The sequence below is a fragment of the Aeromicrobium sp. Root495 genome, assembly GCF_001426755.1.
In the GTDB taxonomy this organism is placed as follows: Bacteria; Actinomycetota; Actinomycetes; order Propionibacteriales; family Nocardioidaceae; genus Aeromicrobium.
Map to the genome: position 1 here is coordinate 487044 of NZ_LMFJ01000002.1, position 21456 is coordinate 508499.

General features: G+C 71.7%; 25 protein-coding genes. 20 read left to right on the forward strand and 5 right to left on the reverse strand.

From position 1 onward, the window contains the following. Positions 1–96 precede the first annotated feature (96 nt). The 15 genes from eccD (at position 97) to ASD11_RS16505 (ending at position 14262) form a co-directional block, all read left to right on the forward strand. Positions 97–1452, forward strand: coding sequence for a type VII secretion integral membrane protein EccD (eccD, locus tag ASD11_RS16435; protein ID WP_056290066.1), 1356 nt, complete (start codon positions 97–99; stop codon positions 1450–1452). After that, entirely contained in the window at positions 1452–2687 is a 1236-nt protein-coding gene (locus ASD11_RS16440; protein ID WP_056290069.1) for a hypothetical protein, read from the forward strand. Before eccD ends, ASD11_RS16440 begins: the two co-directional genes overlap by 1 nt. Then, on the forward strand, positions 2684–3034 hold the full coding sequence (locus ASD11_RS16445) for a hypothetical protein (protein WP_056290072.1): 351 nt from the start codon (positions 2684–2686) through the stop codon (positions 3032–3034). The genes ASD11_RS16440 and ASD11_RS16445 overlap by 4 nt, the downstream gene beginning before the upstream one ends. A 112-nt stretch (positions 3035–3146) precedes the next feature. Continuing rightward, positions 3147–3824 (forward strand): SAF domain-containing protein, encoded by a 678-nt coding sequence (locus ASD11_RS16450; RefSeq protein WP_056290075.1) that lies wholly within the window; start codon positions 3147–3149, stop codon positions 3822–3824. 1 nt (position 3825) lies between these two features. Next, positions 3826–4644, forward strand: a complete 819-nt coding sequence (locus ASD11_RS16455) for a hypothetical protein (RefSeq protein ID WP_056290078.1) — start codon at positions 3826–3828, stop codon at positions 4642–4644. Further along, positions 4641–5948 (forward strand): CpaF family protein, encoded by a 1308-nt coding sequence (locus tag ASD11_RS16460; protein WP_056290080.1) that lies wholly within the window; start codon positions 4641–4643, stop codon positions 5946–5948. Before ASD11_RS16455 ends, ASD11_RS16460 begins: the two co-directional genes overlap by 4 nt. 10 nt (positions 5949–5958) lie before the next feature. Further along, the gene (locus ASD11_RS16465) at positions 5959–6936 is read left to right on the forward strand and encodes a type II secretion system F family protein (protein WP_082554520.1); all 978 of its coding nucleotides are present in this window, start codon (positions 5959–5961) and stop codon (positions 6934–6936) included. Beyond that, a complete protein-coding gene (locus ASD11_RS16470) occupies positions 6933–7835 on the forward strand; it encodes a type II secretion system F family protein (protein ID WP_056290083.1) in 903 nt (300 codons plus the stop codon). The genes ASD11_RS16465 and ASD11_RS16470 overlap by 4 nt, the downstream gene beginning before the upstream one ends. Before the next feature lie 30 nt (positions 7836–7865). Next, on the forward strand, positions 7866–8081 hold the full coding sequence (locus ASD11_RS16475; RefSeq protein WP_200940196.1) for a hypothetical protein: 216 nt from the start codon (positions 7866–7868) through the stop codon (positions 8079–8081). A gap of 10 nt (positions 8082–8091) precedes the next feature. Next, positions 8092–8493: a TadE family protein gene (locus ASD11_RS16480; protein ID WP_056290084.1), complete on the forward strand. Its 402-nt coding sequence runs from the start codon at positions 8092–8094 to the stop codon at positions 8491–8493. Then, positions 8474–8935, forward strand: coding sequence for a TadE family protein (locus tag ASD11_RS16485; protein ID WP_056290088.1), 462 nt, complete (start codon positions 8474–8476; stop codon positions 8933–8935). Before ASD11_RS16480 ends, ASD11_RS16485 begins: the two co-directional genes overlap by 20 nt. Beyond that, positions 8932–9597 (forward strand): TadE/TadG family type IV pilus assembly protein, encoded by a 666-nt coding sequence (locus ASD11_RS18570; protein WP_056290092.1) that lies wholly within the window; start codon positions 8932–8934, stop codon positions 9595–9597. Before ASD11_RS16485 ends, ASD11_RS18570 begins: the two co-directional genes overlap by 4 nt. 103 nt (positions 9598–9700) lie before the next feature. After that, the gene (locus ASD11_RS16495; protein WP_156464854.1) at positions 9701–10309 is read left to right on the forward strand and encodes a hypothetical protein; all 609 of its coding nucleotides are present in this window, start codon (positions 9701–9703) and stop codon (positions 10307–10309) included. Next, positions 10306–11409 carry a hypothetical protein gene (locus ASD11_RS16500; RefSeq protein WP_056290098.1) on the forward strand — a complete coding sequence of 368 codons (1104 nt, stop codon included), beginning with the start codon at positions 10306–10308 and terminating at the stop codon, positions 11407–11409. The genes ASD11_RS16495 and ASD11_RS16500 overlap by 4 nt, the downstream gene beginning before the upstream one ends. A 51-nt stretch (positions 11410–11460) precedes the next feature. Beyond that, positions 11461–14262 carry a LysM peptidoglycan-binding domain-containing protein gene (locus ASD11_RS16505; RefSeq protein WP_082554521.1) on the forward strand — a complete coding sequence of 934 codons (2802 nt, stop codon included), beginning with the start codon at positions 11461–11463 and terminating at the stop codon, positions 14260–14262. A gap of 74 nt (positions 14263–14336) precedes the next feature. On the opposite strand, the gene ASD11_RS18315 is transcribed toward ASD11_RS16505, so the two are convergent. Then, on the reverse strand, positions 14337–14492 hold the full coding sequence (locus tag ASD11_RS18315) for a hypothetical protein (RefSeq protein WP_156464855.1): 156 nt from the start codon (positions 14490–14492) through the stop codon (positions 14337–14339). A gap of 55 nt (positions 14493–14547) precedes the next feature. Here ASD11_RS18315 and ASD11_RS16510 point away from each other — a divergent pair, with 55 nt between their 5' ends. After that, on the forward strand, positions 14548–15468 hold the full coding sequence (locus tag ASD11_RS16510) for a LysR family transcriptional regulator (protein WP_056290103.1): 921 nt from the start codon (positions 14548–14550) through the stop codon (positions 15466–15468). Between the two features lie 34 nt (positions 15469–15502). Here ASD11_RS16510 and ASD11_RS16515 read toward each other — a convergent pair whose 3' ends face one another. Genes ASD11_RS16515 through ASD11_RS16525 form a run of 3 tightly spaced genes read right to left on the reverse strand, consistent with a single transcriptional unit; the run spans position 15503 to position 17849 of the window. Then, a complete protein-coding gene (locus ASD11_RS16515; RefSeq protein WP_235503385.1) occupies positions 15503–16210 on the reverse strand; it encodes an SGNH/GDSL hydrolase family protein in 708 nt (235 codons plus the stop codon). A 60-nt stretch (positions 16211–16270) separates the two neighbouring features. After that, positions 16271–17020 carry an enoyl-CoA hydratase-related protein gene (locus tag ASD11_RS16520; protein WP_056290108.1) on the reverse strand — a complete coding sequence of 250 codons (750 nt, stop codon included), beginning with the start codon at positions 17018–17020 and terminating at the stop codon, positions 16271–16273. A 52-nt stretch (positions 17021–17072) separates the two neighbouring features. Next, complete coding sequence (locus ASD11_RS16525) at positions 17073–17849, reverse strand: hypothetical protein (protein ID WP_056290110.1); 777 nt, start codon at positions 17847–17849, stop codon at positions 17073–17075. A 124-nt stretch (positions 17850–17973) separates the two neighbouring features. Here ASD11_RS16525 and ASD11_RS16530 point away from each other — a divergent pair, with 124 nt between their 5' ends. Together ASD11_RS16530 and ASD11_RS16535 are read left to right on the forward strand one after the other, a co-directional pair. Beyond that, positions 17974–19149, forward strand: coding sequence for a GAF domain-containing sensor histidine kinase (locus ASD11_RS16530; protein ID WP_056290112.1), 1176 nt, complete (start codon positions 17974–17976; stop codon positions 19147–19149). Positions 19150–19281: 132 nt separating this feature from the next. Continuing rightward, positions 19282–19473 carry a hypothetical protein gene (locus tag ASD11_RS16535; protein ID WP_056290117.1) on the forward strand — a complete coding sequence of 64 codons (192 nt, stop codon included), beginning with the start codon at positions 19282–19284 and terminating at the stop codon, positions 19471–19473. A 23-nt stretch (positions 19474–19496) separates the two neighbouring features. On the opposite strand, the gene ASD11_RS16540 is transcribed toward ASD11_RS16535, so the two are convergent. Then, the gene (locus ASD11_RS16540; RefSeq protein ID WP_056290119.1) at positions 19497–19895 is read right to left on the reverse strand and encodes an ATP-binding protein; all 399 of its coding nucleotides are present in this window, start codon (positions 19893–19895) and stop codon (positions 19497–19499) included. Between the two features lie 173 nt (positions 19896–20068). Between ASD11_RS16540 and ASD11_RS16545 the strand changes: the two genes are divergently transcribed. Further along, the gene (locus ASD11_RS16545; RefSeq protein WP_056290122.1) at positions 20069–20308 is read left to right on the forward strand and encodes an ANTAR domain-containing protein; all 240 of its coding nucleotides are present in this window, start codon (positions 20069–20071) and stop codon (positions 20306–20308) included. A 248-nt stretch (positions 20309–20556) separates the two neighbouring features. Then, a complete protein-coding gene (locus ASD11_RS16550) occupies positions 20557–21300 on the forward strand; it encodes a hypothetical protein (RefSeq protein WP_156464856.1) in 744 nt (247 codons plus the stop codon). Positions 21301–21456: the final 156 nt, after the last annotated feature.

A 21456-nucleotide genomic window follows, 5' to 3' on the forward strand; every position in this document is an offset into this window, starting at 1 on the left:
GTCGCTCCCGGCACCGTTATGCTCGCGGTCGCAGACCAGGTTTGCAAGGCAGACCGGTGCAAGGCCAAACGGGACCTGGTGTCCAAGGGGGAACGAGTGCTCACCGCGTACAGCCTGGTCACGGTCGTGACCTCCGAGCGGACGATCGACCTGGCGCTGCCCAGCGGGCTGCCGTTGTCGGACGTCGTGCCGCAGGTGCTGCGCTACGCGGCCCCCGACCGCGCCGAGGGTGGCCCGCTCACGTGGACCCTCGCGCGCATGGGCGGCGCCTCGCTCGCCCTGACCCAGACGCTGCAGGACGCCGGCGTGCTCGACGGCGAGGTCCTGGAGCTGCGCGCCCAGGCCGACGACGTCCGCCCGGCGCTCGTCGAGGACGTGCGCGACGCGGTCGAGGACAGCGTCGATGCGGCCGGCGGCGCCTGGTCCACCCGCACCACCGGGTCGTTCGTGGTGCTCGCGGCATCGGTGACCCTCCTCCTCCTCGGCATCGGCGGCTGGCTCGCCACCTCGCTCGACGTCGGCGGCGGACTCAAGGGCCTCGACGACGGGATCGCGGCCGGCACCGCCACCGTCGTGCTGGTGGGGCTCACGGCGTGGTCCGGACGCTTCGTCCGTGAGCTCGACGCCCAGTGGGCCGCCGGTGTCGCCATGCTCTGGGCGGGCCTCGCCGGTCTGGACCTCGGCTCCGCCCTCGACCTCGACATGGCCCAGAGCCTGACCGTCGCCACGGCGCTCGCCGCGGCCGTGGCCGGGCTGTGCCGCCTCCTCACCCCGGCCGCCACGGCCCACGTGGCCACTGGCGTCGTGCTCCTGGTCGCCGCCGGCTTCCAGGCCCTCGTCCCCGCGCTCGGGCTCGACGGTCAGCACGCCCTGCGCATCGCACCCGTGCTGGCGATCCTGGTGGTGGGCGTGATGCCGAGGGTCTCGCTCTCCGTGGGCGGGCTGGCGAGCGCCGACTACCGGGTGCGTCACGTGGGTCAGCTCGACCTGGCCGCCCTCCAGCGCCGGTACCGCGACAGCAACGCGATCCTGGTGGGATCGCTCGTCGGGATCGCCACCGTGGTCGTGGTCTGCGCCGCGGTCCTCGACCTGGGTGGACCCTGGGACCGGACCCTGGCGCTCAGCCTGGCCGGCGCCGCACTCCTGCGGTCACGACTGTTCTCCCGGACGCAGCACATGGTGCCGCTCCGGGCGGCCGGCATCATCGTCGCGACGGTCGTGCTCGTGCGGTTCGCGGCCGACTCCGACGCCGACACGCTCGCCTTCGTCGTCCCCGTGGTCGCGGTGGCGGCCGTCGTGGGGCTGGGTCTCGCGTCGCTGCCGATGTCGGAGATCACGCGGGCCCGCGTCAAGCGGCTGCTCAACCTCGTCGAGTTCCTCGTGGTGGTCGACCTCCTGGTCGTCCTCGTCGGATCGCTCGACCTCTACTCCAAGCTCGGGGGGATCATCTGATGGCCGACGACGACCACGACGGACCTGACGACGAGACGCCGGACACCCTCGGGCGGTCCCGCCGCGACGCAGAGGGCGCAGCGGCCGACCTGGCGCGCATGGGCATCGACCCGCGCAGCCTGGGTCTCGGCGACGCCGTGCCGCCGCCACGCCCGCCGGCCCCGGAGGCGCCCGACGAGCCTGAGGGCCCTCGGGCCCCCGTGGTGCCCATCCGTCCCGACCTCGTCCGCGAGTCGCAGCCGCAGGACGACGCGGCGAGCGCGGCGCCCGCCCCGGCGCGACCCACGTTCAGCGTCGACGCCCGGGCGGAGCAGCCTGCCGCGCCCTCGGCGGCGCCGCGCACGGTCTCGAGCATCGAGCAGCTGCTCGCCCGGACCCAGGTGGCCGCACCGGCGCCCCACCGCTCACGGGGCCTCGTGCGCTCGGTCACCAAGGGACTCGTCACGCCCGACGCCGCCGAGGCGGTGCAGGGCGACCGCGAGGTCGTCGAGGCCATCCGCCATCGCCAGGTCGACCGTCGCGTCGTCACGTTCCTCTCGGGCAAGGGCGGCACCGGCTGCACGGCCGTCGCCGTCGGCGTGGGCACGAGCCTCATGGCCATGCGCGACGACCGCACCGTCGTGGCCGACGTCCAGCAGGGCTCGGTGCCGCTGGGTGCCCTGCACGGCGCCGACACGCTCCTCACGCTGGCCGCGGCCGCCGGGGCGGGCGAGGCGCTCGCGGTTCCGCAGGCGCCCTCGGGCCTCGGCCTCGTCGACGGCGGCAGCTGGGACGCCGAGGTCTCGCGCCGCGAGGTCGTCGGAGCCCTCGACGCGCTCGGCGCCGACCACACGTTCGTGCTCTTCGACGCCGGCGACGACGCCGGTGCGGGCGCGCACGCGGCACTCGCTCGCGCTGACCAGGTGGTCGTGGTGGGCGGCCCGGGCATGACCGGCGTGACGGCCCTGGCCCAGGCCGTCGACCGCGTGCGTGACGTGAACCCCACGGCGGCGAGCCGCCTCGTCCACGTCGTCGTCTGCCCGCAGGACGAGTCGTTCCGCCAGGCGCACCGCGAGGTCGTGGCGCAGCTGGCGGTCCGGCCCGAGGCCGTCGTGCTGGTCCCGCCCGACGCCCACCTCGGGGGCGGCCACCCGTTCGACCCCGCCAAGGTCGGGCCGGCCACCCGCGAGGCGTACCTCCGGGTCGCCGCAGCCGTCGCACTGGGGGCGCACGGTCCGTCGGGTCGTCCCTCATGAGCACCCCGGAGCCGCCTCCCGGCTCGCCGCGCCGCCCCGGCACCGGGCCGGTGTCGGCCCTGCAGAACACCCCTAACGCGGAGCGCTACGTCCTCGAGGCCGACGCCATGCGCCGCCGGCAGCTGCGCTCGGCGCTGCTGCACGGCAGCCGGCGGACCTGGCGCGAGCACCAGCGGAGCTGGCCCGCCGTGACGGTCGGTCTCCTGGTCGCGGCCTTCATCGTGGCCGGGATCATCGTCTACAACGCGGTGCAGGTGACCGAGGACAACACCAAGAAGCAGGAGCAGGAGCGGCAGGCTCCCGCCACCTCCACCTCGGCGCCCGCCTCGCCCTCCGCCCGGCCCTAGACGTTCGGTACACCTCTGGATGAGCGGACGCGGTCCGGTCCGTGTACGGTTTGGCCGAGATCGATCGGGGGACACGGTCAGCGGCCCCCGCGTCTTCGTGAGAGGTGACTCGATGGCCCGGTCCGTAACGCCGCAGGGTGGTCGTCAGGCCACCGTGTCCCGACTTCCCTCCACCCGGGAGTCCCGACCCGCGCTCCTCGCGCTCGCGGTCGTGCTGATCCTCGGCGGTGCGCTGGCCTCGGCGTACCTCGCCATCCAGTCCGGCAACCGTGCGTCGTTCGTCCAGGTCAAGCAGGAGATCGCCCAGGGCGCGCGCATCACGCCCGACGACCTCACCACCGTGAGCCTGCCGGAGGACTTCCAGGGCGGTGTCGCGTCGTCGCAGACCGACAAGGTCGTGGGCCAGTCCGCCACCACGCGGATCCTGCCCGGCACGGTGCTCACCCCCGACATGACGTCCGAGAAGTCCGGCGTCGCGGTCAACCAGACCCAGCTGACCATCCCGGTGGCCTCGAGCCCCTTCGTGCGCGACCTGCAGCCCGGCGCCCAGATGGCGCTCGCCGTCGGCGGGTCCGACGGCGCGAGCCGCTCGGTCTTCGCCGAGCTCGTCGCGGTGGGAGAGGCGGAGGACTCCGGCATCGGCGGTGGCGGCAACGACATCCCGCTCGTCGTCTCCATCGACCTCTCGTGCCTCACCTCCGTCGCCAAGGGCGTGGAGGACAACGCCGTCACCCCGGCGCTCCTCGGCAGCGACGAGGCGGCGTCCGTGCAGAAGACCTGCGGAGCCTGACATGGGTCTCGTCGCGTTCGCCTCGGCCAAGGGATCGCCGGGCGTCACCACGGCGTCCCTGCTCGTCGGTGCGCTCTGGCCCCGTCCCACCATCGTCGTCGAGTGCGACCCCTCCGGTGGCGACGTCGCGCTGCGCATGCCGGGCGACGACGGCCAGCCGCTCGACCCCCAGCGGGGGCTCCTGAGCCTGGTCGCGGCGGGTCGCAAGTCGCTCTACCCCGGCCTCGTCCCGGCGCACGCCCAGCGGCTCGTCGGCGGCCAGGAGGTCGTCGCGGGGGTCTCGTCGCCGGAGCAGTCGGCCGGCATCGGCCAGTGGGCCCAGCTCGGCGAGCTGTTCGCCGAGCTGCCGGGCAGCGACGTCATGGCCGACCTCGGCCGCATCGGCGCCGGCACCCCCCAGAACGCGCTCCTCACGCACGCGGCGGCGCTCGTCATGGTGGTCGACACCGTGCCCAGCAACGTCATCCACCTGCGGGAGCGCCTGCGTCGGGTGAAGGACCAGACCGGCGGTCCCGTCGGCGTGCCCGTCCACGTGGCCGTGGTGGCGGAGCCCAAGCGTGCGCGCGCCGTCCGCGAGGTGGCCGAGGCGCTCGAGCGCGCCGAGCTCCAGCTGGCCGGCGTGCACCACCTGGCGCACGACGTCCCGGGAGCCGGCTTCTTCCTCGGCCAGGTCTCGGGCAACCCCGACCGGACGCACCTCGTGCGGTCGGCGCGCCCCATCGTGCAGGAGCTCTCGGAGCGCACGCAGCCGTACTTCGTGCCGCAGGTCTCCACGCAGGACGACTCCGAGTCCCTCCTCGACCAGGAGGGTCAGGCATGACCGACCACGACCTCGTCCGCCAGCTGCGGACCCAGGTGGCCGACCGCCTCAACGAGCAGCGGCGACGCGACCAGATCAGCGGCGTCTCGCCCATGAGCGCCGACGACGAGCGCGAGTACGCGCGCTCGCTCATCGTCCAGGTGCTCGAGGACCACGCCCGGTACGAGGTCGCCGAGGGACGCTCGCCCATCCCGCCGGAGGAGGAGGCCGAGGTCGCCACGGCGATCCACTCCGCCCTCTTCGGCGTCGGTCGCCTGCAGCCGCTGCTGGAGGACCCCGACGTCGAGAACATCGACATCAACGGCTGCGACAACGTCTTCGTCCAGTACGGCGACGGACGCGAGGAGCGGCACCCCGCCGTGGCCGAGAGCGACGAGGAGCTCATCGAGCTCATCCAGGTGCTCGCGGCGCACACCGGGCTCTCGAGCCGCCCCTTCGACTCGGCCAACCCGCAGCTCGACCTGCGTCTGCCGGACGGCTCCCGCCTCTCCGCCGTCATGAACGTCTGCGCGCGGCCCTCGATCTCGGTCCGCAAGGCGCGCCTCGGTCGGGTCTTCCTCGACGAGCTGGCCGAGAACGGGACGGTCTCGCCCGACATCGCCGACTTCCTCAAGGCCGCGGTCCGGGCCCGGAAGAACATCATGATCGCGGGCGCCACCAACGCGGGCAAGACCACGATGCTGCGCGCGCTGGCCAACGAGATCGACTCCAAGGAGCGGATCGTCACGGTCGAGCGGGCCCTGGAGCTCGGGCTCGGCGAGTACCAGGACCTGCACCCCAACGTGGTCTCCTTCGAGGAGCGGCTGCCCAACTCCGAGGGCCTGGGCGGGGTGTCCATGGCCGAGCTCGTCCGACGCTCGCTGCGCATGAACCCGTCGCGCGTCATCGTCGGTGAGGTGCTGGGCGACGAGATCGTCACGATGCTCAACGCCATGAGCCAGGGCAACGACGGCTCGCTCTCCACGATCCACGCCAACTCCTCGCTCGAGGTCTTCAACCGCATCGGCACGTACGCCATCCAGGCCCGCGAGCGCCTGCCGCTCGAGGCCACCACGATGCTCATCGCCGGTGCTCTCGACTTCGTCGTCTTCCTGCGCAAGCACAACGACCACGCCACCGGCGGCGGTCAGGCCCGTGTGGTCGAGAGCATCCGCGAGGTCGTCGGCCACGACGGCCAGGTCCTCTCGAGCGAGGTGTTCGCGCCGGGCCCCGACGGTCGCGCCGCGGCCCACGCGCCCATCTCCTGCAGCGACGACCTGCGCGAGTTCGGCTACGAGCCCGACGTCCACGGACAGTGGGCGTGAGGGGCACCCCATGATCGAGGAGCTGCGAGTTCCGCTCGCGACGACGGCCGGGGCCGTCGCCGGGGTCGGCATCGTCCTGCTGCTGCTGGCTCTCAGCGGCCGGCGGCTCCGTCCGCAGCGCGAGAGCGGCACGTCCTCGGGCCGGCTGCAGATCGTCCCGTCGGGCTCGCAGACCAAGCAGCTGCTCGCAGGACTCGCGGTCGCCGTCGTGGTCCTGGCCGCCACCCGGTGGGTCGTCCTGGCCGTGGTCCTGGGTCTCCTCGTCGCGTTCTGGACCAAGCTGTTCGGTGGGGTCCGCCAGGAGCGGGCAGCCATCAACCGCGCCGAGGGGCTGGCCGCCTGGATCGAGGCGCTGCGCGACACCATCGCCGGCGCCGTCGGTCTCGAGCAGGCCATCCCGGCCACCGCGGTCAACGCCGCACCGTCGATCCGTCCGGCGCTCAACCTCCTCGTCGACCGGCTGCGCGTCCGTGACCCGCTGCCCGACGCGCTCATGAAGTTCTCCGACGACCTCGACGACGCCTCGGCCGACCTCGTCGTCGCCGCGCTCATCCTCAACGCCCGGCTGCGCGGACCAGGCCTGCGCGACGTGCTCTCGGCCCTGGCCACGTCGGCACGCGACGAGCTCGACGTCCGCCGCCGGGTCGAGTCGAGCCGACGCTCCACGCGCCGCAGCGTGCAGGTCGTGGTGGGCGTCATCCTCGCCGTCGCGGCCGCGCTGGTGGTCTTCAACCAGGAGTACGTCGAGCCGTACGGCTCCTTCCAGGGCCAGCTCGTGCTGGCCGGCGTCCTGGGCGTCTTCGGCCTGAGCGTCCTGTGGCTGCGCAAGCTGTCCGGCGTCACCGAGCCCGAGCGCTTCCTCATCGGGGCCCAGGTCGTGGAGACGCGGCCCACCATCTCGGCATCGCCTGCCGCCCGGACCGGACCGGCCCGGGAAAGCACGGCCCTGCCGTCCAGCGGCGGCCGACCGCGGGGGACCGTCCGATGATCGGCGAGCTGCTGGCGGGCGCCGCCGTGGGCCTCGGGATCTTCCTGGTGGTCCAGCTCTCCTCCCGTCCGGTGCCGGGCATCGCGGCCACGCTGGCGCGTCTCGACCGGTCGCGTGGTGGACTGCGGCGTGCACTCACCGAGAGCGCAGCGGCTGGCAAGACCGATCGTCTCGACCAGGTGCGGACCCGCCTCGGCAGCCGGCTCGAGGACGAGTACGGCGCTCGTGGCTGGGGCCTCGGCCGCACCCGCGCCGACCTCGCGGTCATGAACCGCTCCATGACCACGCACCTCGGCACCAAGGCGCTCCTGTCGCTGGCCGCCTTCGTCTGGTTCCCGGCCGCCGTCGTGCTCCTGGGCTACGGCAGCAGCGTCGGGGTCCCCGTCGTGGTGGCCCTCGGTGCCGCCGTGCTCGGCTTCCTGCTCCCCGACCTCACGCTGCGTCGCGAGGCCGAGCTCCGCCGCCGCGACTTCCGTCACGTGGTGGGGTCGTTCCTCGACCTCGTGGCCATGAACCTGGCAGGCGGCCGCGGACTGCCCGAGGCGCTCATGGCGGCCTCCTCCTTCGGCGACCACTGGGCCATGGTCCGGCTGCGTCAGGCGCTGTCCAACGCGCGCATCATGGGCTGGACGCCGTGGGAGAGCATCTCCCAGCTCGGCAAGGAGCTCGGCATCGACGAGCTGCGCGACCTCGCCTCGGCCCTGGCGCTCGCCGGCGACGAGGGCGCGCGCATCCGTTCCTCCCTCATGGCACGAGCCGAGTCCATGCGTCGCAAGGAGCTGGTCGACGTCGAGGGGGCGGCCGGGGAGTCCTCCCAGTCGATGCTGATGGCACAACTGCTCATGTGCATCGCTTTCCTAGTATTCTTGGCCTATCCGGCTGTCAGTCAGCTCGGATGAAAGACAATCGACGATGAGGGGTGAATCGACGTGGCACCGGAGTTCTTCTACGCACGGGCTGTCATCATGTTCGTGCGCGCGCGTGCCGAGGAGGCACGACGCAACGGTCGGAACGAGATCGGGGCATCGGCCATCGAGTGGGCCATCATCTCTGCCGTCGTCGTGGTCCTCGCGCTTCTCGTGGCGCGGGTCATCCAGGGCGTGGTCGAGGACAACGCCAACCAGATCGAGCAAGGCTCCAACTGAGCCTCGGGTCATGAGCCGGCGCGGTGAACGGGGCACGAGTGCCATCGAGTTCTCCATCATCGCGCCGGTCTTCCTGCTGCTCGTCTTCACGATCATCCAGACCGGGCTGTACTTCTACGCGCGCAACACCGCGCAGTCGGCAGCGCGCGAGGGTGTCTCGTACCTGAGGCTCGCCGGCAACAACTCCGACCCCCGATCCTTCCGGGGCGGCGCCGAGCAGCTCACCGAGAGCTACGCCACCAAGCTGGGCCGGCTGAAGAACGTGACGGCGGTCGGCACCATCGACGAGACGACGGGTCGGGTGACCATGACGGTGGTCGGCGACGTCGTGCTGCCGCTCGGCGGCAACGTCTCGGTCTCACAGTCCTCGCAAGCGACCCTGGAGCAGTTCCGTGGCGACCTGCGCAACTGACCGCCGGAGCGGACGAGGCACGGCGAGCCTCGAGCTCGTCATCGTCGCGCCGTTCCTGTTCGCGCTGATGATGCTCATCATCGCGTTCGGCCGCTACGCGCAGACCGAGAACCTCGTCGACCAGGCCGCCCGCGACGCCGCCCGCGCGGCCACGGCCCAGAACGCCAAGGACGCGGTGCCCAAGGCCGCCGAGCAGGTGCTCAAGGAGTCCATGGTGGACGCGCCGTCGTCGTGCCGGGACACCTCGGGCGTGGGTTCCATCGACATGACGCCCGGCGCCTTCGGCCTGCCCGACCCCGACGACCCACTGGCCATCGACACGGTGACCGTCACGGTGGAGTGCACGCTCGACCTGAGCGACCTGGCAGGGCTCCCGCTCAAGAACGTCACCATCTCGCGCACCTTCACCAGCCCGCTCGACCGCTACCGGGGCTACCGATGAGGCGCCGTGACGAGCGCGGGTCCATCACCCCGTTCGTGGTCATCATCTCGCTCGCCCTCATCATGCTGGCCGCGCTCGTGGTCGACGGCGGGCGCCAGCTCAACGCCAAGGGCCGGGCCATCGCGTATGCGCAGGAGGCCGCCCGCGCCGGGTCCCAGGCCATCGACGTGACCGACCCGCGGCTCGACCTCGTGCCGGCCCTCGCGCTGCGCGCCGCCTCGGCCTACTGCGACCAGGCCCGCGCCAACGACCCGCAGCTGGTGCGGTGCGCCGCGTCGCTCGAGCAGGTGCGGGACGGCGCCGGCACCTTCACGGCCGTCCGGGTGGACGCGCAGATCCAGATCGACGCCATCCTGCTCGGCATCATCCGCAAGCCTGTGCTGACGTCCAGCGGTGCGGCCCTCGCCCGACCGGTGAGCGGCATCTCCGAGGCCGACAGCGGCAAGGTCCCCACGGTGGCCCCGCCGTCGCTGTCGCCGCCGAGCCAGGGCACGCCCACCGAGACGGCGCCGCCCACGCCCGACGAGATCGAGGTGACGCCGTGCGCGCCCCGGCCCACGGAGACGCCCAAGGGCGACAAGGACGACAAGGACAAGGACGACAAGGACAAGGACGACAAGGACGAGGACGACGACCTCGAGGAGTGCAAGAAGCCGGAGTGAACCGGTCCACTCGGTGAACTTCTCCGGGCTCGAATGTGCTAAACGGCCCGTCGTCGCTATCCTTGGACCGTTCTGCCAGTGATGGACGACGACGGGGGAAGTCGTGAGGACACGGGGGAAGACTCGGGTCGACGCCGCAGCCTGTGCTGCCGCGCTCCTGGTGCTGCTCGCCGCCTGCAGCGGCTCGAGCGACGCCAAGGATCCTGAGGCGTCCGCCACCCCGAGTCCCACGGCCACCGGTCCCAGCGTCGCCCCGCAGCCCCCCGGTGCCCACGGCGTCACGTACACGGTCCGCAACTGGGAGGAGTACGCCGACGACCCCGTCGTCCTCGCCTACAAGCAGGCCTACGAGGGCGCACTCGCCTCGGCCAACGACAAGAAGATCTACCCCGAGTTCCGCGACGGGTTCACCCAGCGTGGGCTCCGCGACCAGCTGCCCGGCATCAAGCTCGCCTGGCCCGACGACTGGAGCGTCCCGTCGGAGGCCCTGATCGACGTCCGCAGCGTGAAGACCACCGGCAACAAGGCATCCATCGAGGTCTGCGCCTGGGGCGAGAGCACCGACTACCGCAACGCCAAGGGTGCGTTCGTCGACCCCGACGGCACCCGTCAGTGGAACCGCCGCACCGCCGTCCTCGTCAAGTCCGGCGGGGCCTGGAAGATCGACACCCGCAAGGTCAAGGGCACCTGCCCGTTGGAGGCACCCGCATGAGCCATGTCCGCAAGGCGCCGCTGCGCCGCACCCTCGTCGGTGCACTCCTCGCCGTTCTCGTGGCCGGAGGTCTGGCCGCGGTCGTCGTGGCACCCGCCGCGGTGGCGGGCTGCAACTCCGACGGCTGCACGGGCGACGACTCCGGCAGCAGCTCCAGCGGCAACGGCGACCTCACGAGCGGCACCAAGACCGAGAGCTACAACACGCCCTCACGCTCGTGCAGCGTCTACGCCAACGGTGCCGGCATGGGCTCGTACTGCGTCACCGCCGGTGGAGCCACGGCCGAGTCGCTGCGCGAGCGCTTCGGCAAGCAGAAGCTGCAGCGCTGCCGCTACAGCGAGATCCCGCCGGGCGTCCCGCAGCCGTTCAACAGCCGCCCCGAGGAGGGGCGGTACATGATCATGACCTGCCTCGGGAACATCGACTTCGACACCGTGGCCGGCGGCCCCGACCGCACGCTCGACATCTCCATCGTCTTCGTGAAGAACGGCACCGACATCGAGGACCGGCACAACGGCATCACCGACTTCCTGTGGCGCCGCATGGGCGCCAGCGAGCAGATGCCCGTGCCGTTCCTCCGCACCCAGCCCAACGTCACGCCGCTCGTGGGCATCCCCACGTTCTTCACCTTCCGCTGGATCGACCCCGTCAAGAAGAACGTCGTGGCGCAGGGCCCGTACGACGGCAACCCCAACGGTGGGCCCTACAAGCAGATCGACCTCGCCGCCGGTGGCGTCACCATGCGGGCCCGGGCCGACCAGATCCGGATCAACCCGGCGCAGTCGGACATGAAGGCCATCAACTGCGACCCGTCCACCCCGTACGTCCAGGGCGCCAAGTCCTCGGACCAGCCGGCCGACGCGTGCCAGATGACGTTCGAGCGTTCGAGCGCCTCAGCGCGCAAGTTCGCCACGGAGGACATCCCCGACGGCGTCGACGACGCCTTCTACGCCGTCATCGCCGTCCACTGGCGCGTGACGTACGGCGAGGACACCGCAAACATGCAGGAGCTCGGCGACGGCTTCTGGATGAGGCTCCACCAGGCGGTGCCCGTCCAGGAGGTCCAGACCCCCAACCAGCCGCCGGCCGTCATCTACTAGTCCATCCCCGCGGGGACCACGTACCGCAGCACCAGAGCAGAGGTGAGCACCATGTCGCCCACGACCCAGCAGTCATCGAGCCGTCTTCCCGTGGCCGTCGACCTGCCCAGCCGCCGCGCCCAGGTGCTCAAGGGCCTGGCCGCGCTCCTCGGCACGATCGTCGTCGTGGTGGGTGTGCCCATCGCGCTGCTCGCCGCGTTCGGCACGCCGTGGCCGGACGAGAAGCCCACGACCGAGTGGCTCACCCAGCCCACGACCGGTGACACCGTGCTCGGAGTGCTGGCTGTCGTCGTGTGGCTCGCATGGCTGCACTTCGTCATCTGCCTCGTGGTCGAGGCCGTGGCGGAGCGCCGCGACCGCGGCATGGCTCCCCAGGTGGTCGGCGGAAGCGTCGGCACGCAGGCCCTGGCCCGGCGTCTCGTCTCGGCCATCGTCCTGCTCGGCGCCGCCAGCGGCATCGCCCTCAGCACGGCCGGGTCCGCGTCCGCTGCGCCCGTCGAGCACAGCCCGAGCGTCTCCGCGCTCCAGTCGGCCTCGCTCACGGCGCCGCAGGTGGTCCAGGTCGCAGGCCAGGTCGAGGAGGGAGAGCTGCCCGGACTGGGAGACCTCCAGGACGCCACGGCAGCCGACGAGGCCGGGGGCGCCACCACCTTCTACGACGTGAAGCCGCCCAACGGACGCCACTACGACACGCTGTGGGACATCGCTGACCGGTACCTCGGCGACGGCCTGCGCTACAAGGAGATCTGGGCGCTGAACGAGGGCGTCCAGCAGCCCGACGGTCGCGTGCTCAAGAACGCCGACCTCATCCACCCGGGCTGGGTCCTCAAGATGCCGTCCGACGCCGAGGGCCCCGGGCTCAAGGTCGTCACGCACGACGACGTGACCGTCCCGGCCGATCCGGCCGGCGGTCCGTCCGTGACCGACCAGGGTGCCGAGACCGCCGCCGACGCCACGGCCGTCACCGACGGCGCAGAGGCCGCCGACTCCGACCTCGTCCCGGCAGGACTCGAGCCGTTCTTCGGCGTCGCAGCAGGGCTCGCGCTGGCCGGCGCGGCACTGGGCCTGCGTCGCCACCGCGCCTCGCTCTCCACGGGCGCCCGCTGGACGCTGCGTCGCCCGGCCGTCAGCGGCGGTCCCGACACCGATCCGGACCCGGACTTCCCGGGCCCCGGAGGACGCCTGACGCAGGAGTCCGACGTCGACACGGCCACCTGGCTCGATCGCGCGCTGCGCTCGCTGGGCAGCTCGCTCGGCACCGCCACACCCGCCCGCGTCTCGGTCGGTCCGGCCGGTGTGGCCGTCGTCCTGGAGTCGACGCCCGAGAGTGGGCCGCCCACGGGCTGGACCCGCCGCGGGGAGTCGGCCTGGGCGCTCGACCGCTCGGTCGTGCCCAAGGCGGGCGGCCCTGCTGTGCTGCCCGGTCTCGTGAGCGTGGGACGACGCGACGACGCGAGCCTGCTCCTCCTCGACCTGGAGTCCGTCGGAGGCGTCGTGGCGCTCGAGGGCGACGACGCCGTCGCGCGCGGCACCGCGCTCAGCATCGCCGTGGACACCGCCACCCATCCGTGGGCCGATCGTCGGGTCGTGAGCCTGGTGGGATTCGCCGACGACCTCACCGCCGTGGGCCAGGGCGCCATCCGCCGCCACGACGACCTCTCGCGGGTCCTCGACTCGCTCGACAACGTGGCGCGGCTCCAGCGTGCTGCGGTGCGGGCAGCCGGTGTCACCTCGGTCCGGGAGGCCCGCCGCGTCGACACCACCACGGACTGGACGTACCAGCTCGTGCTCTGCTCGGGACTGCCGTCCAGCGACGAGATCCGCCGCCTGCACGACCTCGCAGCCGACCCCGCCGTCTCGCTCGGCGTCGTGGTCGTCGGTGCAGTCGACGACGCCGCCCTGCGGCTCTCCGCGCGTGCCGACGGACGCCTCGTGGCACCTCTGCACGGAGTCGACGTCGAGGCCCAGGTCCTCGACGTCCAGGCTGTCAAGGCGCTCACGTCGCTCTACGCCCTGCCGGAGAGGACGCGCCAGGTGGGCCTCGACGACCTCGTCGACGTGCTCGAGGCCGAGCGGGCCGCGGCCGAGGCCGGGACGGCCGTCGTCGCCCGGGTCTCCGTGCTCGGACCGGTCGCGGTCACCGCACCGGGACCGGTCGACGAGCAGCGTCGTGCGCTCCTCACCGAGATCGTCTGCTTCCTGGCTCTGCACCCCGACGGCGTCCACATCAACCGCCTCACCGCAGCCATCTGGCCGCGCGGGGTGGAGGAGCAGCACCGCGAGGCGGCCCTGGCCCAGGCGGGTGAGTGGCTCGGCAGCACCGAGGACGGCCAGCCGGTCCTCACCGCGGCCGCCGGGGTGTGGCAGCTCGCCCCCGGCGCGGTACGCCTCGACTGGGACGACTTCCGCGACGCGCTCAACCGGGCAGGTCACGACGGCAAGCAGCGCGAGTCCCACCTGCGCGCTGCGCTCGACCTGGTCCACGGCCTCGCGTTCGCGGGCGTGCCGGCGGGTCGCTACGGCTGGCTCGAGGGCTCGTCCATCAGCACCGACGTCTCGCTGGCCGTGGCGCTCACGGCGCAGGCCCGCGCCGAGCTGGCGGCCGGCCGCGGCGACGAGGCCACCGCCCGTGGCGCCCTGGAGCGAGGCCTCACCTTGCTGCCCGCCAGCGAGGAGCTGTGGCGCTCTGCGCTGCGTCTCGCAGCAGCGTTCGGCGAGCGCGAGGACGTCGAGTCCGTCGCCGACGACATGTACGCGGCGATCGCCCAGCACGGGTCCCCGGTGGGAGCCTCGGCCACCACCGACACGCTCGTCGACGAGCTGCTTCCCGGCTACCGCACCGCCGCCGCCTGACCACGGTCGTCAGAGACACGCCACCCCGCTGAGCACGGCTCAGCGGGGTGACGTACGTCTGCGGGTCGGTGCGCTCAGTCGAACTGCTGCACGGTCGCGCGCGGGCCGCTGTCGTGGGCCACGGTGGTGAGCGTGCGGACGATGCCGGCGACGGAGATGGCGGTGATGGTGATGCCGAGGGCGATCATGGTGGCCTCCTTCAAGGTCAGGTTGTACCTCCAGAGTTGCACCGTGAATCGTCAAGGACAAGCGAACAAAACTAGGTAGTACGTGTAGCGTTTCTACATGGACATGCGCAGGCTCGAGATTCTCAGGGAGTTGTCGGAGCGCGGGACCGTGGGCGCCGTCGCCGATGCGATGAAGGTCACTCCCTCCGCGGTCTCGCAGCAGCTCAAGGTCCTGGAGCGCGAGGCCGGATACGTGCTCGTGGAGCCCGCCGGACGTGGGGTGGCCCTCACCGTGGCGGGCCAGGCACTGGCGGAGGCAGCCGCCGACATTGCGGTGGCGCGGGAGCGTGCTGAGGGTCGCTGGCGGGAGTTCATGCAGCAGCCGGCGGGACGCGTCACGCTCACCACGTTCCCCACCGGCGGGGAGATGCTGCTTCCCGGAGTCTTCACGAGGCTGGCCGGACGCCCCGACATCGAGCTGGAGTGCTTCGACGAGGACGGCGTACGGGTGGAGTTCGCCGAGCTCACCCCCGACCACGACATCGTGCTCGCCGACTCGGGCGGGATGGTCTCGGCCGCGTGGCACCAGCGCGGGCTGCAGGTCGTCTCGCTCCTGAGCGAGCCGCTGGACGTCGCGCTGCCTGAGGACCACCCGCTGGCGCGCAAGGCCACGCTGTCACCGTCGGACGTCGTCGGGGAGGCCTGGATCGGCGTGCCACACGACTACCCGTACGACCGGGTGCTGCAGCAGGTCGTCGTGGCGACGGGCCAGCCCACGCGGGTCCTTCAGCGGTTCGCCGACAACGGGATCATCGAGGCCATGGTGGCAGCGGGCCACGGGATCGCGATCCTGCCGCGCTTCACGACGCGCGAGCACGGCAACGGGCTCGTGACCCGGCCCATGGTGGGGATCAGGGCGAAGCGCGAGATCGCGGCACTGCTCCGTCCTGACCGGTTCGAGCGCCCGTCGGTCAGGGCCGTCGTGCAGGCCCTGCGCGACGAGGCGCGCCACGTGGCCGACACCCACACGTCGGTCTGAACGCAGGGCTCCCCGAGCCTGACGAGGAGCGGGCTCAGCCCGCGGAGTGGACGCCCTGCAGGGTGTCGCGCACGAGAGAAGCCATGCCGGCGTACCCACGGTCGTTGGGGTGGAAGTGGTCCTGCGCCAGCCGACCGCGCCAGTCCCGCATGTGGGGGACGCGGAAGTCGGCCACGACGAGGGGCCGACGCCGCACGGCGTCCTCGATCACCGCGTTCAGGGAGGCGGCGGCCCGCTGGAAGCCCGGCTGGGTGGCCACGACGGTGCCCTCGGGGACCCGGTCGAGGAGGGCACTCATCGAGGCGTCGAGCGTCTTGCGCCAGCGAGGGCTCATGAGGTCGTTGTTGCCGATGAGCAGGGTCACCAGCTCGATCCGGTGTCCCTGGTCGCGGACCAGCTCGAGCGCGTCGAGCTGCCGTCCGGCCACGTCGTCGACCCGGGCTCCCGTGAAGGAGAGGTTGAGTGCGGCGAGGCCCTCGATCCGCGGCGGGGGCTCAGCCAGGAGCTGGCCCACCCAGCCACGGTCGGGCGCGCTCGCGCCGATGCCCTGCGACATGGAGTCGCCCAGGACGACCCACAGCCCGCGCCCCGAGTCGAGAGCACGTCGGTTGCTCTCGGCCCACCACTGGGCGTACGGCTCGACCTGGGCCTGGACCGAGCGGATCCCGGGCAGGACCCAGGCCAGCTTGGACACGACGCGGCCGGGGCCGCGCTCGTTGAGGTTGGAGTAGGTGAAGGACATCGCCTCCATTGCAGCCTGAAAACGGTCCGCCCGCAGGGGAACCGGGCCGTGGGGTTCGTCTCAGCGGCTGAAGCGAGCTGCGAACTTCTCGAACGTCTCGGAGCTGAGGGACCTGGCCTGGGCCAGGGCCTCGAAGGCGAGCGACTCCTCGGCGCTCGCGGTGGACGCGAGCCTGACGGACTGCTTGATCGCAGCCATGACCTCGGGCTCGCGCCCGGCATAGTCGGCTGCGAGAGCCGTGGCCCGCTCGAGAGGCGAGTCGTCGACCCACTGCGCGATGCCGAGCCGCAGGGCGTCGTCGGCACCGATGAGGTCGCCGGCGTAGAGGGCGGCGGCCGTGTTGGCGGCGCCGATGCGCTGGGTCAGCATCCAGGTGCAACCGCCGCCGGGGTGCAGCCCGATCTTGGCGAACGTCGGCCCGAATCCTGCCTTCGGTCCGGCCACGATGACGTCGCACGCCAGTGCGATGTTCAGGCCCGCGCCGACGGCCGGTCCGTGGACGGACGCGACCGTGGGGATCGTGAGGTCACGCAGGCCGAGGAAGCACGCGTACACACCCATGAGGTGGTCCTTGAGGACCTCGACCGGGCGGGTGCGGTCGCCGAAGAGGTTCTCCAGGTCGGCACCGGAGCAGAAGGCGCGCCCGGCGCCCGTGACCACGAGCGCGCGGGCGTCGGCGTCGTCGGCGACCGCGGCGATGGCGACCTTGAGCTCCTCGAGGAGCGGCCAGTCGAGGGCGTTGAGCCGGTCGGGCGCGTTGAGCGTGATCGTGCGGACCGGTCCGTCGGACTCCAGCAGGACGAGAGGCATGACCGCAGGCTAGCGGTCATGCCTCGCGGTCCCGTGTGAGGTCGGCGACCCCTCAGAGGTCGTACGGGGCGTTGCACTTGAAGCTGATCTCGGTCAGGGCGAGCTTGCTGGCCTCGCCGGTGTCGGCGCTGACCTGGAAGTCGTGGCCGGAGACGACAGCCGAGCTGTACGCCGTGGTCCCTCGGGTCTGGAAGACCGTGAAGCCGCTGTAGAAGCCGATGAACGAGTCGGGATCGCGGAACACCCCGGTGACGGACGAGTCCGCCGCGCCGGTGTCCACCCCGGCCCTGGCCGAGAACGAGATGCAGCCGTGCGGTGACAGGTCGAAGGTGACAGGACTCGCGTTGTAGACCTCCCAGCCGCCGCGCGAGCTGACGCCGTCGACGCTCGTGCCGTCGATCTTGCGGTCCGAGAGCTCGAAGCCCGCCACCGTCCGGAAGACCCGGATCGCGGCGGAGGACGTCTTGACCGCGGCGTGGCCGCCCTCGGCCCCCTTGACCACGCGGAAGATGCGGAAGCCTCCGTCGCGCAGCCGGATCTTGGCGGAGTACTTGCCGGTGCTCGTGAGGCCGACGACCTTCTCCTTCTCGCTGGGCGCGTTGTCCTTCGAGGCGTTGTAGGAGTAGATCGTCACCTTGCGACCCGCCACGGGACCGCCGGTCACCGTGCCGGAGACGGTCACGACCGAGCCGACGTTGGTGCGCGTGGCACTGGTCTTGATCGTGGCCTTGTACGGGGTGGCGGCCTGGGCCGCCACCGGGGCGAGAACTACAGCGCCGAGCGCGGAGGCCGCGATCACGGCGAGGACGGTGCGGATGGTGCGGGGCATGGAGGTCTCCTGGGCTCGTCGGGTGTCCCGAAGGTACGCCCAGGATCGCTCTGCCGAGGGCGTTTTCCGGCACGTGGTGGGGGCCCGGACCTACAGTGGTCCTGTCCCGGTGGGAGGAGGACGCATGACCGCTGATGCCTTGATCGCGGAGTACGACGTCGTGGGGCACACGCCCGACGCCTTCGCGTCCGTCGTGGAGATGGCGGCACTCGTGGCCGCCGTGCCCATGGCCACCATCAACATCCTCACGACCGACCAGCAGCACCAGGTGGCGACGTTCGGCTTCGACGCCTCCATCTGCGCACGGTCGGACTCGATGTGCGTGGCGAGCGTCGAGTCCCAGGCCCCCGTGGTCGTGGCCGACGCCAGCCAGGACACCCGGTTCGCCGCCAACCCGTTCGTCACCGGTGAGCTGGGCGACGTCCGGTTCTACGCCACGCACCCGCTGGTGACCCCGAGCGGCGTGGTGATCGGCACGCTGTGCGTCTTCGACACCGTCCCGCGCGAGCTCGACGACCAGCAGGAGCAGGCGCTGCTCGGCCTGGCCGACCGACTCGTCGACATCCTCGAGCTCACCCGTCGCACGCACGACCTCGACGTCGCGCTCCAGGAGATGTCCGGGCTGCGCGACGAGCTGCGACGATCCAACGAGCACCTCTCGGCGTTCGCCGGCCAGGTGAGCCACGACCTCGTCGGCCCCCTCGCCACCGTCACCATGGCGCTGGGCGTGCTCGACGACGAGCTGGACAACGCGTCGGAGCCCTCCCCGTCCATGGTCTCGTCGGTCCAGGCCGGTCTCCGCGGGGCCGATCGCATGGAGACACTGATCCGCGACGTCCTGGCCTTCGCCCGGGTGGGCGGCAGCCTGCGACGCGAGCCCACCGACCTCAGCCTCCTCGCGCGGGCAGCCGGGCAGGCCCTCGGCCTCGAGGCGGGCGACGAGCGGCTGCGCATCGAGACGCTGCCGGTCCTCCACGTCGACCCCGTGCAGATCGGTGCCGCGCTGCAGAACCTCGTGTCCAACGCGCTCAAGTTCGGTGGCGACGACCCTCGCGTCGAGATCACGGCCCGTCGCGAGCAGGAGGCTTGGCTCGTCACGGTGGCGGACCGCGGGATCGGCATCGCGGACGAGGACGCGGTGCGGGTCTTCGAGCCGCTCGTCCGGGTCGACGAGAGTGCCGAGGGCAGTGGTATCGGGCTGTCCACCTGTCGTCGCATCCTGGAGGCGCACGGCGGCTCCATCGGCCTGCGACCCCGGGCCGGTGGCGGCACGGAGGCGTGGTTCGTCCTTCCCGACTGAGAAGACTTCGAGGGTCCTACTGCCCATCGCGCGACTCCGCGCCTATTCTTCTCGGGTCGGGGGACGGGAGCACGTCCGACGACCGCCAGGGAGCGCGAGCATGAGCACGTCCAGAACGAGCGGTGCGCGGCGATGAGCCACTGGGGCGTCCTGTTCTCGCTCGGCACGTTCCTCGTCCTGGCGAGCCTGGGCTTCTGGAAGATCTGGAGCACGGACACCACCGAGGAGGACCGTGGACTTCGGATCCTCGGCCTGGGTCTCGGCGCCCTGATCGGCACGGCCGGACTCGTGATGGTGGCGCTCGGGGTGGCTCGGGCTCTCTAGCCGGCGTCTGCGGCCGGCCCGCGTCAGCGGGTGGAGCGGCTCAGCCGGGCGGTCACGCGCATCCCGAGATGGTCGTGGGTGACGGTCCACTCGTCGCACAGCGCATCGATGATGCCGAGGCCGCGTCCGCCCTCTGCCTCGCGCGGGGGGTGCAGTGGCTGGAGCGGGTGGAAGTCCCCGTGGTCACAGACGCTGACGACCAGATGGGACTCGTCCAGGTGCCACGAGAGCTCGAGCGTCTGCTGCGGGCTCGGCCGCCCGTGCCGGAAGGCGTTGGAGACGAGCTCGCTCACGATGAGCTCGGCCATCTCGATGAACGTCTCGTCGGCGTGGCCCGCCGAGCTCAGGTCGTCTCGGAGGAGCTGGCGTGCCTGGGACGCCGCAGAGATGGTGAACGGGAGTGAGGTGGTGGTGCAGGACATCGAGCGGCTTCCGTGGTGCGTCTCAGGGATGGCACCACGGTACGAGGGGTTCAGCCCCGTCGCACCTGCGCCCTCGGTCGTCGGCTCCGAGGCGCCTGACTAGGATTGCTCCGTTCGTTGCTGTGCAGCAGGTCGCGGCGACCTGTATCGGCGAACCCGGAAGAGCACCAACGTTGGATCAGCACGAAGACCTCGAGCAGCAGATCGCTCAGCTGAAGAGCGGCCTCCAGACGCGTGGCCGCGTCGGCATGGCTCTCGGCATCATCATGGAACGGTACGAGCTGGACGAGGACCGGGCCTTCAGGCTCCTGGTCCGCATCTCCCAGCACGAGAACCGCAAGCTCCACACCGTCGCGGAGGACGTCATCGCCGGCCGCGACCTGGCCGGCGGGGACTCGAGCGTCGACGCCTAGCGGCGGCGCACGGTTTCCCGTCGCCGCAGCACGGGTACCTCCTCGTCACGGTCCGAGCGAGTGGCGAGCTGCGGCCCGCCGTGGCGCGGGCCGAGGGGACACCGGCCTCGGTTGAGCAGCCAGTCCGGCGCCGGTGTCTCCGCCCCTCGCGGCGACGCACCGACGACGCGATCGCTCTCCCGCGTCCGAGAAGACCGCTTCTCCTGATGTGCCCTCGAGGCCGGCGGATCCTCAGTACGCTGCCGTCCATGATTCGTCAGCTCCTTCGACCTTCGGCTCTCACGCTTCTGGCTGCGGTCCTCCTGGTGCCGTCCGCGGTCCACGCCGGGACGGGATCGGGGACGAACGGCGAGACCACGGTGGTCCTGACGATCAAGGACGTCTATCTCAACAAGGAGAACGGCAGTCACGCCGTTCCGATGATCTACGACGTGTCGGGCCTGCCGACCTGGTCGGACGGGTCGGACCTGGGCTGGAGCGTCGCCGGTGAGGTCGTCGGGCCGGACAAGCAGAAGCTCGAGCCCGAGGACGGGGGCACCTCGTGGCTGACCAACTGGACCCCCGACGGATCGTCGCAGGGACGACACGTCGACACCTACCACTCCGTGAATGCCCTCTTCGTCTCTCCCGGCGTCCAGACGTTCAGCGGGACGTTCAGCTACACGGTGCCTCAGACGGGCGAGCAGAGGAGCATCGCTCTGAGGACCGCGTTCACGATCCGACGATCGGCCGTGCGGTTCGTGAAGCTCAGCACGCGCACGTGGCAGCTTCGCGGGATCGACCGGAAGGTCACGTTCCACTCGCCCGACATCCGACTGCAGAAGAAGGTCGGCGCGAGGTGGAAGACGATCTGGCAGGACGACCCTGACAGTCTCCGGACCAATCCCTCCGGCCGGTTCAAGGTGCCGAAGCTCAAGAAGGGGACCTACCGCCTGGTCCACCGGGCCGGCACGGCGACCCTGGCAGCCCAGCGGTCGGTGAAGCAGCCCTAGGCGCGGAGGAGTGGTCGGCCTCTTGCGTGAAGAGAGCCGATGACGGGATCCCTCGGGGACGCCTGCGGCGTGGTGGGGGGCCCGACTCGATTCCCGTCACCGTCTCCTCGTGAGACTCGGAGCCGATGACGGGATCCCTCGGGGACGCCTGCGGCG